2 protein-coding genes are annotated in these 17,219 nt (G+C 61.7%); both read left to right on the top strand.

Annotated elements, in window-relative coordinates:
* The first annotated feature begins 13 nt into the window (after positions 1-13).
* Entirely contained in the window at positions 14-13,882 is a 13,869-nt protein-coding gene (locus FLQ03_RS18910) for an Ig-like domain-containing protein (protein ID WP_276607785.1), read from the top strand.
* 271 nt (positions 13,883-14,153) lie between these two features.
* The coding region (locus FLQ03_RS18905; protein ID WP_144374074.1) for a retention module-containing protein at positions 14,154-17,219 on the top strand (3,066 nt) is incomplete at its 3' end.

Below are 17,219 nucleotides of genomic sequence, written 5' to 3'. Positions count from 1 at the left end.
AACCGGCGAAAGCATCACTACTACCGTGAAACCGGACGGTACCTGGACGGCGACGCCGACCCAGCCGCTGCCCGACGGCGCGGCCAACTTCCCGGTGACTGCCACCGACCCGGCTGGCAACAGCACCAGCAGTAGCGTACCGGTTACCATCGACAGCGCCGTCCCCAACGCCGGTGCCGCGCCGACCGTTACCATCACCGAAGACGCCAACAACGACGGCTTCATCAATGCCAGCGAATCGCAAGGGCCGGTTGACCTCAAAGTCGCCTTCGACCCGAGCAAAGTCGCGGTGGGCGATACCGTCAAGGTCACCGCCAATGGCGTCACCCAGGACGTGGTGATCAGCGCCGCCGACAAGGCTAACGGTTATGTCACCGCCACCACCCCGCTGCCGGCACAAGACACCATGCTGAACGTCAGCGCCGTCATTGTGGATGCTGCCGGTAACAGCAGTGCGCCAGGCACCGACAGCGCCAAAGTGGACCGCAGCGACCTCAGCGGCGTCAGCGTCAGCATTACCGAAGACGCCAACAACGACGGTGTGATCAACCAGAGCGAACTGCAAGGCAGCGTTGGCGTCACCGTCACCCTGCCGGCCGGCGCCATCGCTGGCGACCTGCTCACCGTGACCGCCAACGGCAACGCCACCCAAGCCATCACGCTGACCCCGGCGCAGATCGCCGCCGGTCAGGTCATCGTCGAGCTGCAGGCCCCGGCCAGCGGCAGTACCCTCACGGTGAGCGCCCAGGTCACCGATGCAGCCGGCAACCAGTCCAATGTGGCCAGCGACAGCGCCCGCATCGATACCACTGCGCCGGCGCTGACCGCCAAGCTCGACCCGGCCAGCGACAGCGGCACGCCGGGCGACGGCCTCACCAACGACAATACGCCGACGATCAGCGGTACCGGTGAGCCGGGCAACACCATCACCGTTACCAGCCCCACCGGTGAAGTGATCACCACCACCGTCAAACCGGACGGCACCTGGAGCGTCACCCCGACGCAGCCGCTGCCGGACGGTGCGGCCAACTTCCCGGTCACCGCCACCGACCCGGCCGGTAATACCACCAGCAGCAGCGTGCCGGTCACCATCGACACCACGCCACCGGCCGCCAGCATCACGCTGAACAGCATCACCGCCGATAACGTCATCAACGCCACCGAGGCCGGACAGCAGATTCCGGTGACCGGTAGCGTGGGTGGCGACGCCAAAGCGGGCGACACCGTTACCCTCACCGTCAACGGCAAGACCTTCACCGGCACCGTGGCGGCCGACAAGACCTTCAGCATCAACGTACCGGGTAGCGACCTGCTGGCCGACCCCGACACCACGGTAGACGCCAGCGTCACCACCACCGACGCCGCCGGCAACAGCACCACCGTGAGCAACAGCGAAGACTACAGCCTGGGCACGCCGCCGACGCTGACCGCCAAGCTCGACCCCGCCAGCGACAGCGGCAAACAAGGTGACGGCATCACCAGCGACAGCACGCCGACGATCAGCGGCACCACCACGCCCGGCGCCACCGTCAGCGTCAGCAGCCCCACCGGTGAAGTGCTGACCACCACCGCCGGCCCGGACGGCAAGTGGAGCGTCACCCCGACGCAGCCGCTGCCCAATGGCGCGGCCAACTTCCCGGTGACCGCCACCAGCCCGGCCGGCGACGTCACCAGTACCACGGTACCGGTCACCATCGACACCACCGCGCCGACGCTGACCGCCAAGCTCGACCCGGCCAGCGACAGCGGTACCCAAGGCGATGGCCTCACCAACGACAACACGCCGACCCTCAGTGGTACTGGCGAGCCGGGTAACACCATCACCGTTACCACTCCGGTAGGCGAGACCCTCACCACCACCGTCAAACCGGACGGCACCTGGAGCGTCACCCCGACCCAGCCGCTGCCAGACGGTGCGGCCAACTTCCCGGTGACCGCCACCGACCCGGCCGGCAACAGCACCAGCAGCAGCGTACCGGTCACCATCGACACTGCCGTCCCCAACGCCGGCGCCGCGCCGACCGTTACCATCACCGAAGACGCCAATAACGACGGCTTCATTAATGCCAGCGAATCGCAAGGGCCGGTCGACCTCAAAGTCGCCTTCGACCCGAACACCGTTGCTGTCGGCGATACTGTCAAGGTCACCGCCAATGGCGTCACCCAGGACGTGGTGATCAGCGCCGCCGACAAAGCCAACGGCTACGTCACCGCCACCACCCCGCTGCCGGCTAACGGCAGCACGCTGGACGTCAGCGCCGTCATCGTCGACGCCGCCGGCAACAGCAGCCTGCCGGGCAGCGACAGCGCCATCGTCGACACCACGGCACTCAGCGGGCTGGGCATCCAGATCCTGGAAGACGAGAACAACGACGGCTACATCGTCAGCAGCGAACTCAAAGACAACGACATCGACGTCCGCGTCACGCTGCCGGCCGATGCCGCCGTGGGCGACACCCTGACCGTCAGCGGCAGCGGCAACACCAACCAGGTGTTCACCCTCACTGCTGCACAACTGGCGGCCGGTTTCATCGACGTCAGCTTTAACCCCACTGCCGACCGCACCACCTTTGTGGCCAGCGCCCAGCTCACGGACGCTGCTGGCAACCAGGGCGGCCCGGTACAAGACAGTGCCACCATCGTGGTCGGTGCCCCCGGTGCGCCCATCGTCGTCATTGGCGAAGACGCCAACAACGACGGCTACATCAACGCCGCCGAACTGCAAGGCCCGATCAACGCCAGCGTCATCCTGCCGGCCACCGCCAAGGCCGGTGACACGCTGCAGACCAGCGTCAACGGTGTGGCCCAGGCACCGATCGTGCTGACGGCCGCCGACATCAGCAACGGCAGCGTTACGCTGCCGGACATCGCCAATCCGGGCGAAGGCCAGACGCTGACCGTAACGGCCCAGGTCAGCAACCCGGCCGGCATTGCGGGTGCCAGCGGTAGCGACAGCGCCATCATCGACACCACGCCGCCCGCCGCCAGCGTCACGCTGAACGCCAACATCACGCCGGACGACGTGATCAATGCCGCCGAGTCCAAGCAAGACATCGCCATCACCGGCAGCGTCGGTGGCGACGTCAAAGCGGGCGACACCGTCACCCTCACCGTCAACGGCAAGACCTTCACCGGTACCGTTGCCGCCGACAAGACCTTCAGCATTCCGGTGCCGGGTGCCGACCTGGTCGCCGATAGCGACAAGACCATCGACGCCAGCGTCACCACCACCGACGCCGCCGGCAACAGCACCACCGCCACGGCAAGCGAGGGTTATAGCGTTGACACCACCGCACCGACACTGACCGCCCAGCTCGATCCGGCCAGCGACAGCGGCACGCCGGGTGACGGCATCACCAACGACAACACCCCGACCATCAGCGGTACCGGTGAGCCGGGTAACACCATCACCGTCACCAGCCCCACCGGTGAAGTGATGACCACCACCGTCAAACCGGATGGCACCTGGAGCGTCACGCCGACGCAGCCGCTGCCGGACGGTGCGGCCAACTTCCCGGTGACCGCCACCGACCCGGCCGGCAACAGCACCAGCAGCAGCGTGCCGGTCACCATCGACAGCATGCAGCCAGCCGCCAGCGTCACGCTGAACGCCAACATCACGCCGGACGACGTGATCAATGCCGCCGAGTCCAAGCAAGACATCGCCATCACCGGCAGCGTCGGTGGCGACGTCAAAGCGGGCGACACCGTCACCCTCACCGTCAACGGCAAGACCTTCACCGGTACCGTTGCCGCCGACAAGACCTTCAGCATTCCGGTACCGGGTGCCGACCTGGTCGCCGATAGCGACAAGACCATCGACGCCAGCGTCACCACCACCGACGCCGCCGGCAACAGCACCACCGCCACCGCGAGCGAAGGCTATAGTGTTGACACCACCGCACCGACACTGACCGCCCAGCTCGATCCGGCCAGCGACAGCGGCACGCCGGGTGACGGCATCACCAACGACAACACGCCGACCCTCAGCGGTACTGGCGAGCCGGGCAACACCATCACCGTCACCAGCCCGACCGGTGAAGTGATGACGACCACCGTCAAACCCGATGGCACCTGGAGCGTCACACCGACGCAGCCGCTGCCGGACGGTGCGGCCAACTTCCCGGTCACCGCCACCGACCCGGCCGGCAACAGCACCAGCAGCAGCGTGCCGGTTACCATCGACACCGCCGTCCCCAACGCCGGTGCCGCGCCGACCGTTACCATCACCGATGATGTCAACGACGATGGTTACATCAACATGAGCGAAATCAAGGGCGACGCCACGATCAAAGTCGCCTTTGACCCGAGCAAAGTGGCTGTCGGCGATACCGTCAGGGTTACCGCCAATGGTGGCACTCAGGACGTGGTGATCAGTGCTGCCGACAAAGCCAACGGCTACGTGACCACCACTACGCCTACCGCGCCGAGTGGGAGTACCCAGAACTATGCCGTATTGAACGTTAGCGCCGTCATCGTTGACGCCGCCGGCAACAGCACCACCGCCACCGCGAGCGAAGGCTATAGCGTTGACACCACCGCACCGACACTGACCGCCAAGCTCGACCCGGCCAGCGACAGCGGTACCCAAGGCGATGGCATCACCAACGACAATACGCCGACGATCAGCGGTACCGGTGAGCCGGGCAACACCATCACCGTTACCAGCCCCACCGGTGAAGTACTGACCACCACGGTGAAACCGGACGGCACGTGGAGCGTCACCCCGACGCAGCCGCTGCCAGACGGTGCGGCCAACTTCCCGGTGACCGCCACCGACCCGGCCGGCAACAGCACCAGCAGCAGCGTGCCGGTTACCATCGATACCACCGCGCCGGCGCTGACTGCGGTACTCGACCCGGCCAGCGACAGCGGCAAAGCGGGCGATGGCATCACCAGCGACACCACGCCGACCATCAGCGGCACCGGAGAACCGGGCAATAGTATCCAGGTCACCATGCCGGGCACTGGCGAAGTGCTGACCACCACCGTCGGCCCCGACGGCAAGTGGAGCGTCACGCCGACGCAAGCGTTGCCGGAAGGCGGGCCGCAAACCGTTTCGGTACTGGAAACCGACCCGGCGGGCGTGACCAGCACGGCTACCGTGCCGGTCACCATCGACACCACTGCGCCGACGCTGACTGCGGTACTCGACCCCGCCAGCGACAGCGGAAAGGCGGGCGATGGCATCACCAGCGACACCACGCCGACCATCAGCGGCACCGGTGAACCGGGCAATAGCATCCAGGTCACCATGCCGGGCACTGGCGAAGTGCTGACCACCACCGTCGGCCCCGACGGCAAATGGAGCGTCACGCCGACGCAAGCGTTGCCGGAAGGCGGGCCACAAACCGTTTCGGTACTGGAAACCGACCCGGCGGGCGTGACCAGCACGGCTACCGTGCCGGTCACCATCGACACTACTGCGCCGGCGCTGACTGCGGTACTCGACCCAGCCAGCGACAGCGGCAAGGCGGGCGATGGCATCACCAGCGACACCACGCCGACCATCAGCGGCACCGGTGAACCGGGCAATAGCATCCAGGTCACCATGCCGGGCACTGGTGAAGTGCTGACCACCACCGTCGGCCCCGACGGCAAGTGGAGCGTCACGCCGACGCAAGCGTTGCCGGAAGGCGGGCCACAAACCGTTTCAGTACTGGAAACCGACCCGGCGGGCGTGACCAGCACGGCTACCGTGCCGGTCACCATCGACACTACTGCGCCGGCGCTGACTGCGGTACTCGACCCGGCCAGCGACAGCGGCAAGGCGGGCGATGGCATCACCAGCGACACTACGCCGACCATCAGCGGCACCGGTGAACCGGGCAATAGCATCCAGGTCACCATGCCGGGCACTGGCGAAGTGCTGACCACCACCGTCGGCCCCGACGGCAAGTGGAGCGTCACGCCGACGCAAGCGTTGCCGGAAGGTGGGCCGCAAACCGTTTCGGTACTGGAAACCGACCCGGCCGGCGTGACCAGCACGGCTACCGTGCCGGTCACCATCGACACTACTGCGCCGGCGCTGACTGCGGTACTCGACCCAGCTAGCGACAGCGGAAAGGCGGGCGATGGCATCACCAGCGACACCACGCCGACCATCAGCGGCACCGGTGAACCGGGCAATAGCATCCAGGTCACCATGCCGGGCACTGGCGAAGTGCTGACCACCACCGTCGGCCCCGACGGCAAGTGGAGCGTCACGCCGACGCAATCGTTGCCGGAAGGTGGGCCGCAAACCGTTTCGGTACTGGAAACCGACCCGGCGGGCGTGACCAGCACGGCTACCGTGCCGGTCACCATCGACACCACGCCGCCACTTATCACGGTGAGCGCGCCAGATAATAGTAATGACAGTACGCCGACTATCACCGGTACCAGTAATGTACCTGCGGGTACGGTAGTGACCCTGGTGGTAACCGATAGCGCGGGCACCGTGCAGACGCTGAGCGCTACGGTGCAGGCTGGCGGCAGCTATAGCGTTGACGTACCGGTGGCGATGCCGGATGGTAATTTCACGGTGTCGGCTTCTGTTGTAGATCCAGCCGGTAACCCTGCGTCCGCCAGTGACAATGGCAGCCTGGATGCCTTGGCAGGGGCGATTACTGTGCAAGCGACAGTCGATAATGCGAATCGGCAGCTTGATATCTCGGGCAGCACGGTAGACGTGGCACCTGGGCAGCAAGTGGCATTGAAGATACAAGACCAGTCCGGTCATGTGATCAATACCACGGCGATTGTGCAGCCGGATGGCAGCTACAGCCTGCAAGATGTGGATGTGAGTAGCCTGCAGGATGGCACGCTGACGACCACCGCCAGTGCAATCGATCGTAATGGGGCCACGCGTGTGGCGAATGATCTCGATCAGCTGGATGTATTCAATACCGCACCGGTAAATACCGCACCGGTAAATACCGTACCGGGCGCCCAAAGCTTACTGGAGGATGGCAGCCGGGTTATTTCTGGCTTGGCTATCAGTGACCCGGATGCTGGTAGTGGCTATCTGACAGTAACGCTGAATGTCTCGAATGGGGTGCTGAATGTGCTGGCTGGGCCGGCAGTTATCAGCGGTTCAGGTACTGGTTCTGTCGTGCTGAGCGGTACGGTGGCCATGATCAATGCGACTTTGGCTGCGGCTGGCGCTGTGACTTATGTCCCTGCGGCCAACTATAACGGTAGCGATAGCTTGACCATGACCACGCTGGATAACGGTAATACCGGTCTAGGTGGCCCGTTGTCGGATACCGATACGGTGGCTATCACGGTGACTTCGGTGAACGATGCACCGAATGGTGCGGATAAAACCATTCAGCTTTCTGAGGGAGGCATTTACACCTTTAAACTGTCCGATTTCGGTTTTACTGACCCTAACGACACACCCGCCAATGGCTTCCTGAATGTCACCATCAATACGATTCCCGTTAACGGCACGCTGTTCCTGGATTCGGATGGTGATGGTATGTACAGCTCTGGTGAAGAGCTGCCTGCTGGGCAACTGGTCGCTGCTTCGTCCATCAATAGTGGCGAGCTCAAGTATTACTCTGCTTTGGGTAATACCGTGGACGACACATTTGACTTCAGCGTGCGTGACAACGGTGGTACGGCCAATGGGGGCAAGAACACCGACCCTGTACCCAATCGCTTCACGATGGACGTTGTGCCTTTGCCCGTCGTCACCGTGAATGCGCCGGATAACACCAACGACAGCACGCCCACCCTCAGCGGTACCAGCAATCAGCCTGCCGGTAGTATCGTCACCATTACCGTGACCGACAGCACCGGGGCGGTACAGACCCTGTCGGCGACCGTGCAAACCAATGGTACTTACAGCGTTGATGTGCCATCTGCCTTGGCGCAAGGTGCTTACACGGCAGTGGCAAGTAGCGCGAATGTACTGGGTGATAGCACCACCGCCAGTGATAACGGTAGTGTGGATAGCATTCCGCCGGTGCTGACCGCCAAGCTGGATCCGAGCAGTGATAGCGGCACCGTGGGCGATGGTGTGACCAACGACAACACGCCCACCATCAGCGGTACTGGCGAGCCAGGCAGCGCCATCCAGGTGACCATGCCGGGCACCAACGAAGTGCTGACCACCACCGTTGGACCCGACGGTAAATGGAGCGTCACACCGACCCAAGCCTTGCCGGAAGGCGGGCCGCAAACGGTCGCGGTTAAGGAAACCGACAGCGCCGGTAACAGCATGAATGCCACGGTGCCGATTACCGTCGATACCCTGCCTCCGCCGCTGGTTGCCAAGCTAGACCCCGCCAGTGATAGTGGTGTGGTTGGGGACGGCATTACCAACGACAATACGCCCACCATCAGCGGCTCGGGTACGCCTGGCGACACCATTACCGTCACGATGCCAACCGGCGAGGTGCTAACCACTACCGTCAAACCGGACGGGAGCTGGAGTGTCACGCCTACCCAAGCATTGCCGGATGGTGCTATCAGCATCCCGGTGACGGCGACCGACCCTGCCGGCAATACCACCAGCAGCAGCGTGCCGGTCACCATCGACACCACACCGCCGGTGCCCACCATCACGTTGAACCCCAACGTGACTGCGGACGACATCATGAACGCCAGCGAAGCCACGCAGCCGGTTCCGGTGACCGGCAGTGTGGGCGGGGACGCCAAAGCGGGCGATATCGTTACCCTCACCGTCAACGGCAAGACCTTCACCGGCACCGTACAGGCCGACAAGACCTTCAGCATCAACGTGCCGGGTAGCGACCTGGTCGCCGACACCGGCAAGACCATCACGGCCAGCGTGACCACCACCGACGCCGCCGGCAACCCTGGTAGCGCCAGCACCAGCGATAGCTACAACGTTGATACCACCGCGCCAAATAGCAGCACCACCAGCATCACGGTGGATAACGTCACTGCCGATAACGTCATCAATACCGCCGAGGCTACCCAGAGCATCCCGGTCAGCGGCAAGGTAACAGGTGAGTTCAAAGCCGGTGACGTGGTGACCTTGCTGGTCAACGGCAGCAGCTACCAGACCACGGTAGATGCTGCGGGTAACTACAGCGTCAACGTAGCCGGCAGTGACCTGAAAGCCGATACCACCATCGACGCCACCGTGGCCGCGCACGATGCGGCCGGTAACGTAGGTGATGTCAGCACCGTGCATAGCCACAGTGTCGACACCACGCCGCCCGCTGTCACCGCCCAGCTCGATCCGACCAGCGACAGCGGCACGCCGGGCGACGGCATTACCAACGACAACACGCCGACCATTAGCGGCACCGGTGAGCCGGGCAACACCATTACCGTCACCAGCCCGACCGGTGAAGTGATGACGACCACCGTTAAACCAGACGGCACCTGGAGCGTCACCCCGACGCAGCCGCTGCCCAATGGCGCGGCCAACTTCCCGGTGACCGCCACCGACCCGGCCGGCAACAGCACCAGCACCACGGTGCCGGTCACTATCGACACTGCTGTCCCCAACGCCGGCGCCGCGCCTACCGTCACCATCACCGAAGACGCCAATAACGACGGCTACATCAACGCCAGCGAAGCCAGCGGGCCGGTCGACCTCAAAGTCGCCTTCGACCCGAACACCGTTGCCGTCGGCGATACCGTCAAGGTCACCGCCAATGGCGTCACCCAGGACGTGGTGATCACCGCCGCCGACAAAGCCAACGGCTACGTCACCGCCACCACCCCGCTGCCGGCTAACGGCAGCACGCTGGATGTCAGCGCCGTCATCGTCGACGCTGCCGGCAATAGCAGCCTGCCGGGCAGCGACAGCGCCATCGTCGATACCCAAGGGCCTGGTGTTGTTGCCGATACAGGCAGCGGTAACGAAGACACGATCATTACCGGTAATGTGCTGGCTAACGATATTGGTGGTGCTGGCGAAACCGTTACCGTCCAAAGCTTCAGCCTGGATGGCGGCGCGACGACGCATTTGCCTGGCGCTACCGTAGTGATTGCCGGTACCGGCACGTTCAGTCTGGCTGCGGATGGTGCTTATACCTTTACTCCGGTACTGCACTGGAGCGGCACGGTACCGGCTGTCACCTACACCGCGACGGATGGCCATGGTAATAGCGCAAGTACTACGCTGCAGATGACCGTAGTGGCCGTGGCTGATAAACCTGACCTGACCATTATCAGTAAAGAAAAGACGCAGCTGTTTACGGCATCTAGCTGGGAAACGGTACTGAATGTCGATGCTCTCAGTACCACCTACATCGATACCAATTCGCTGGATGGCTGGACGCGAGTGGATGGCCCGCAGCAAACCGGTGGTATCAATAGCTTCGAGGTGTGGTCTACCGGTGACATGATGCAGAACCAGGCCGGCAAGAGTATTGCTGTTCAGGCGGCACCAGGTGCAGGTAATAACTTTATCGAGCTGAATGATTCGACACATCCACAATTGGCTCAAACTATCGGCATTACCCGAACCTTTGCTACCACTGCCGGCGAGCTGTATCAGCTGGATTTTGCGGCAGCCGGTAGACTGGGCTTTACTGCAGACTTTACCCGTTTGGGTATCTACGTGGACGGTGTGCTGTACCAGACCCTTGAGCTCACCAGCCCGCAGGATTATCTGGATTGGCAAAACGTGAAGATCAGTATTGCCGGGGATGGCAATAACCACATGCTTACCCTGCGTACCGATGCCACTGCTTTTAATCCTGGTGGCCGCGGTGTGCTGCTGGATGTACTTGGCATGACCAGCAGCACGGGGGTGATTGCGGGTAATAATGTGGTGGATACCAAAGTGCATCTGGCCGACTACATCAGCGGTGCGCTGGTCGACACCGATGGCTCCGAGTCGCTGTCTTACACTTTTGGCAATCTGCCCGCCGGCAGCACCATTGTGACCAGCAGCGGTACCTACACGCCCAGTAGCGGTGTGGTGACCATTCCGGCCAGCGAGCTGGCCTCTGCCAACCTGCATTTGCCCAGCAGCTATACCGGTACGCTCCCGCTCAGCGTTACCGATACGGCTACCGAGGCTTCCAACGGCAGCACGGCAAGCAATAGCGGTGTACTGAAGCTGGAAGTTCAGCCGTCGGTAGTAGTCACTGCCACGCCTGCGCCCACTATCACTATCTTGTCCGATACCAATAATGACGCCTTCCTCAATACCCAAGAGGTGGGCAGTAGCGGCACGGTAGCGGTACGCGTGGCATTGCCTGCAGCAGCCAAAGTGGGTGATACCATTACCGTGACCGATAACAATCCGGGTAGCACGCCGCAGCAACGCGTGTTGACGGCAGATGATATTGCGGCGGGTTATTGGGATAGCACGGTGGCCCGTCCTGCAGAGGGTAGCCGGCTGGTGGTAACCGCATCGCGTACCGATCTGGATGGCAAGGTTTCCCCGTCTTCCAGCGATTACGCCACGCTCGATACCACGGCCCCCACCGTTACTGCTGTGCTCGCCAGTGCCAGTGATAGCGGAACCAAAGGCGACGGCATTACCAATGACAACACGCCCACCATTAGCGGTACCGGTAACGCGGGCGACAAAATTACGGTCACGACGCCGACTGGCGAAGTACTTACTGCCACCGTGCAAGCTAACGGCACCTGGAGCGTTACCCCGACGCAGGCGCTGCCCGACGGTGCGGCCAACTTCCCGGTGACCGCGACCGACCCGGCCGGCAATACGGCGAGCACCTCGGTGCTGGTAACGATCGATACCACGCCGCCAGTGCCCAGCATTACCCTCAACCCGAACGTGACGGCAGACGACATTATCAACTCTGCGGAAGCCGCACTCACCATTCCGGTTTCCGGCACGGTGGGGGGGGATGCCAAGCAGGGTGATACCGTCACGCTCACGGTGAATGGCAAGACCTTCAGCGGCACGGTTGCCGCCGACAACACCTTCAGCATTAATGTGCCGGGTAGTGATCTGGCCGCGGATAGCGACAAGACCATCGATGCCCAGGTGTCCACGACGGATGCTGCCGGTAATGTCGGCACCGCTACAGCCAAAGACAGCTACACGGTGCAGACCAGTACGGCACCGGTGGCTAACCCGGACAGCGCCAGCGTGGTAGAGGCAGGGGGGACGGTAGGTGGTGCCAACTACTTTGCTGGCACGCCCACTGCCACCGGTAATGTTCTGGCTAACGATACCGACCTTGACGCCGGTGATACCAAAACGCTTACCGTGGTAAACGGCCAAGCCATCAGTGGCAGTACCGTTATCAACGGTGTGTATGGCACGCTGACAGTGGCTACCGATGGCAGTTACAGTTACGCGCTGGACAACACCAAAACAGCGACCAATTTGTTGGCCAAGGGTGCGGTGGTAAACGACGTGTTTACCTACACCGTGCAGGATAGCAAGGGCCTGACGGGTAGCAGCCAGCTGACAGTGCAAGTAAGCGGAACGAATGATGCGCCGACCTTCACCACGCTACAGCCGATGGAGAAGTTGTTTCCGACAGTGGGCAGTAGCTATGGGAATTTGATTGATGTTACAGCAATTAATGGTGCCCCAAAGTTGGGAGGGGCGCCTACAGGGTGGACTGCAACTACGGGCACCCCGGATGTAACTGCATATATATCAGGAGGAGTAACAAGCTATGCAGATGTGGCTGCTAATGTGCTTAAATTTTATGGGGTAAATGGTAATAGTATGGATGGGGGTACTGCTGTAAATATGGTTGCACGTTCCAGTGATAATTGGATTGAGGCAATTACCACGTCGTTGACGGGTTTGACGATCGGGCGTACTTATACGGTAGGCGTACAATGGCAGAAATCTATTATTGAGACCATCTCGAATGGCTCTTTGCAAATTGGTGGCGCTTTAAAGATATCCACTTCTACTGGTGCGTCGAAAATATATACGAAGACAACTTCAGCACAGGATGATGCATGGGATTTGGCAACACTTACTTTTGTCGCGAACAACACGACGGTAGGACTTACTTTGCAGTCTGTTGTGGAGAGTGGTTGGTCTGCTACTAGCTTAATGTCGGTAATCGCTGATTCGCTGAATGCGGCCAACCTGCAAACCTTGGTGGCTACTGCCAACCCGACGGGTGCCAAGCTGTCCGAGTTGATGTCCGACGCAGTGGCGATTGATAGCGGCGACAGTATCAAAGGCTATGCCATTACCAGTGCCGCACAAACCAGTGCCGGCTACTGGGAGTACAACAATGGCAGCAGCTGGGTCAACCTGGGCGCCTTGGGGGCCTCGGCGCAAAATGCTGTGTTCCTCACTGCAGACACTGCCTTGCGCTGGAATGGTGCCAGCACCTCTACGGCACTGAGCATGGTGGCGGTAGATACTACCGACACCCAGTTTACCGGTGTGGGTAGCGTGGGCGATGTCTCCGTCAATGGGGGGAGCACGGCATACAGCGCACCGGTAACGTTGGCCGCAACCCGTTACGGCACTTCGCAGATCGATAATCTGGTGGGCGATGCCAGCAATAACCAGCTGCTGGGGCTTGCCGATAACGACACGCTGAATGGCGGTCTTGGGGATGACTACCTTGATGGCGGCAAAGGTGCCGATACGTTGATTGGTGGTACCGGCAAAGACACCTTCGTCTGGCACTTTGGCGATGGTGGCAGCCCGGGCACACCGGTTCGCGACACCATCAACGACTTCAACCGCAGCGAAGGCGATGTACTGGATCTGCGCGACCTGCTGAAGAACGAGTCCGCGTCCAATCTGACGCAGTACCTGCACTTTACTGCCAGTGGTAGCGATACGCTGGTACAGGTCAGCAGCCTGGGCTCGTTCAACGGTAGCAACTACGCCACGGTTGTGGATCAGGAAATTCTGCTGAAAGGGGTTGCGCTAAGCAGCTTGGGTAGTACGGATACCGCCATCATCAATGAGTTGCTCAAGAACAACCTCAAGGTGGATGGTATGTAAGTCATACCTTGTACCTTCTGTTCTCAAAGAGCCGGCTTGCCGGCTCTTTTTTTATGTCAGCGCACTGGTTTTGTTGCGTTGCGTCAATCGCTCAATTCGATAGCTGCTCTTTGCGTGGGTGAAATAGCCTTATCTATCAATATGATAGTGATGTTGCTTGCCAGGGGTGCTTGGCGCTGGCTGTTTGTGGAGTGCCCATCAGTACAATAGATCGAGACGTTTATGCGTTTCTATAATTTCAGAATCGCATAATGTGTCTGGAGTTCGTCTGATGGCTACCTCGCTCAATGTTGCCCAAGGCAAAGTGGTTTCCCTTACCGGCAAAGTCATTGCTATTGCTGCCGATGGTTCGCAGCGCATCCTCAAGCTGGGTGACATCGTGGTATCGGGCGAGCGCATCATCGTGCCTGCCGATGGCATCTTGGAGCTGGAGGCTGGCAACGGCCAAGTGCTGAAGATTGCCGAGGCACGAGACCTGACCATTACCGATGATGTTTTCGGTACGGCAGCAATCGATGCTACCGATGCGGCGATTGCACCGCTTAATCAGGACGCACAGCAAATCCTGGCAGCGCTGGAAAGTGGCCAGGACCCATTGCAGGATCTGGAAGCCACGGCGGCCGGCCTGGGTGCGGGTGGGGGTGAAGACGGTGGCAGCTCGTTTGTGGTGATTTCCCGCGTGGCCGAGAGCGTTTCTCCGCTGACGCTGAACAATGCGATCGACACCACCACCACCGAAACGGTGCCGACCGATGACACGACGATCACCGCAGTCGACGATACGACTACCGTAACCATCAACAACTTTGGCCCCAGTCGTGACAACACGCCGCTGCTGACCGGTACTGGCGAAGCCGGGGCGACGGTTGTGATCAGCACCGCCAGCGGCCAGGTGGTAGCCACCGCGGTGGTGGGTAGCGACGGTACCTGGTCGGTCGAGTCGTCCGTGGCGTTGCCGGACGGCAGCAATAACCTCACCGCCGTTGCTACCGATACCAATGGCAACACTGCTACTTCCACCGCTATTGCGACGATCGATACCACCACTACCGTCACCATCGATAATGTTGGCCCCACCAAAGACACCACGCCGCAACTGTCGGGCACTGGTGAGCCGGGTGCTTCTATCGTTGTCACCGACAAAGACGGTAATGTTGTCGGTACCGCCACCGTCGGCAGCAATGGTAGCTGGAGTGTCGAAGCGACCCGCCCGCTCCCGGAGGGTGGCAATAATCTGACCGTGACCGCTACCGATACCTTGGGCAATACCGCCAGCAATACCGGTACGGCCCGGATCGATACCACGGCACCGCTGGCACCCACCGTTACCATTACCGAAGATGCCAATAATGATGGCGTCATTGCTAGCGGCGAGTTGAGCGGCCAGGTCGATGTTGCGATCACGCTGCCATCCGGCACTGCGGCTGGTGACGTGCTCACCATCAACACCGGCACAACAACCCAGACCATTACCCTCACGGCTACCGATATCAGCAATGGCAGTGTGGCCATTACGGTAACGCCGCCGGCCGAAGGTAGCCAGCTGACCGTTACCGCTACCCTTACCGACCCGGCTGGCAATGTGTCGCCCGAAGGTAAAGACAGTGCCCAGATCAATACTGCACAGATTGATTTTGTCGGTACTGGCACCAACCCTGGTACGGCGTCGGCAGAGGAGGGCAGCAACTTGGTGTTCGAGGTACGCCTCAGTACCAGCAGTACCATTGCCACCAGCTTCGACTTCGTGCTGAAAGACGGCACCGCCACGTCCGATGACTATGGTTCGGCCACCTTCAGCAACGGCGTCACCTACGATGCCGCCACCGGCAAGATCACCGTCCCGGCCGGCGTCACCAGCTTCACCGTGAGCGTGCCGACCACCAACGACAGCACCGACGAAGCCGACGAAACCGTCAAGCTGACCATCGGCGGCAAAGACGCCACCGGTACCATCGTCGACAACGACGGCACGCCGACCATCGAGCACATCGGCAAACCGGACCCGTCTGCGGCCAACCCGAACGACGTGTCCGCCACCGAAGGCGACGCGCTGAGCTTCACCGTGAAGCTGAGCAACGCATCGTCCAGCGCCACCAGCTTCGACTTCGTGCTGAAAGACGGCACCGCCACGTCCGATGACTATGGTTCGGCCACCTTCAGCAACGGCGTCACCTACGATGCCGCCACCGGCAAAATCACCGTACCGGCCGGCGTGACCAGCTTCACCGTGAGCGTACCGACCACCAACGACACCACCGACGAAGCCGACGAAACCGTCAAGCTGACCATTGGCGGCAAAGACGCCACCGGTACCATCGTCGACAACGACGGCACGCCGACCATCGAGCACATCGGCAAGCCGGACCCGTCTGCGGCCAACCCGAACGACGTGTCCGCCACCGAAGGCAGCGACCTCAGCTTCACCGTGAAGCTGAGCAACGCCAGCAGCACCAGCACGTCCTTCGACTTCGTGCTGAAAGACGGCACCGCCACGTCCGATGACTATGGTTCGGCCACCTTCAGCAACGGCGTCACCTACGATGCCGCCACCGGCAAAATCACCGTACCGGCCGGCGTGACCAGCTTCACCGTGAGCGTGCCGACCACCAACGACAGCACCGACGAAGCCGACGAAACCGTCAAGCTGACCATCGGCGGCAAAGACGCCACCGGTACCATCTACGACAACGACCTACCGGTAATCGGTATTGAACTTGATCGTGACATCACACCTGATGATGTGATCAATGCAGCAGAGGCAGGTCAACAGGTCGCCATTACCGGCCTGGTTGGCGGGGAGGTGCCTGCCGGCGAGACGGTCACTCTGACCGTCAATGGCAAACAGTTCACCGGTCTGGTACAGGCCGACAAGACCTTCAACATCAACGTACCGGGTAGCGATCTGGTTGCTGATGGCGACAAGACCATCGAAGCAAGCGTGACTGTAACGGACCCTTCCGGTAATAAAGTCACCGCCACCGACACCGAGGGCTACAGCGTCGACACCGGCGCACCGAGCGTGGTGGTGAACATCGTGGACGCCGCGCTGAACGTGGCCGACAAGGTATCGAACGTCACCTTCACCTTCAGCGAAGCCCCGGTAGGCTTTACCGCGGCCGACCTGACCGTCAGCGGCGGCACCCTGAGCAACCTGGTGCAAAGCAGCAGCGATCCTAAAGTGTGGACCGCCACCTTTACCGCGACCGATGGCTTCACCGGCACCGCCAGCGTGACCGTGAATGCGGGCAGCTACACCGACGCCGCCGGTAACCCGGGCAGCGCCGGCAGCGACACCGTCGCCGTCGACACCGCCGCACCGGTAGCCAGCATCACCCTG

This window comes from Vogesella urethralis, from assembly GCF_007644045.2.
GTDB classification, from domain to species: domain Bacteria; phylum Pseudomonadota; class Gammaproteobacteria; order Burkholderiales; family Chromobacteriaceae; genus Vogesella; species Vogesella urethralis.
This window is presented reverse-complemented; position numbering and strand designations above follow the sequence as displayed.